This window comes from Streptomyces yokosukanensis, assembly GCF_001514035.1.
Lineage (GTDB): Bacteria > Actinomycetota > Actinomycetes > Streptomycetales > Streptomycetaceae > Streptomyces > Streptomyces yokosukanensis.
The window spans coordinates 1-535 of record NZ_KQ948278.1; the positions used below are offsets into that span (position 1 = coordinate 1).

A 535-nucleotide genomic window follows, 5' to 3' on the forward strand; every position below is an offset into this window, starting at 1 on the left:
CCGTGTGAAGCGACTGCGAGTGTCGCACGCCTTCCACTCGCCGCTGATGGATCCGATGCTGGACGACTTCCGGAAGGTCGCGGCCGGACTGTCGTACAACGCCCCGTCCCTGCCGGTGGTGTCGAATCTGACGGGTGAGGTGGCGGATGCCGGGCGGCTGTGCTCGCCCGAGTACTGGGTGGAGCACGTACGCGGCACGGTCCGCTTCCACGACGGCGTGCAGGCCATGCGCGACCAGAACGTCGCCACCTTCCTGGAGTTGGGACCGGACGGCACCCTGACGGGCATGGTCGCCGGTGACTGCGTACCGTCGCTGCGGCGTGACGTCGACGAGGAACGCGCCCTGCTGACCGCGCTCGGGCAGCTGCACATACGCGGCGTCGGCATCGACTGGGAGCAGGTCTTCGCAGGTCGAAACACACACCGTGTGGCTCTGCCCACCTACGCCTTCCAACACCAGCGGTTCTGGCTGAACTCGAACCTCTCGGCCGGTGACCCCGCATTGGCGGCTGAGCACCCACTGTTGGACTCGGTC

1 protein-coding gene is annotated in these 535 nt (G+C 67.5%); it reads left to right on the forward strand.

Going from position 1 to position 535, the window contains the following annotated elements; translation table 11 throughout:
• Positions 1 to 4: 4 nt before the first annotated feature.
• Positions 5 to 535: acyltransferase domain-containing protein (locus AQI95_RS44135; protein ID WP_279617068.1), on the forward strand; the 531-nt coding region annotated here is incomplete at its 3' end.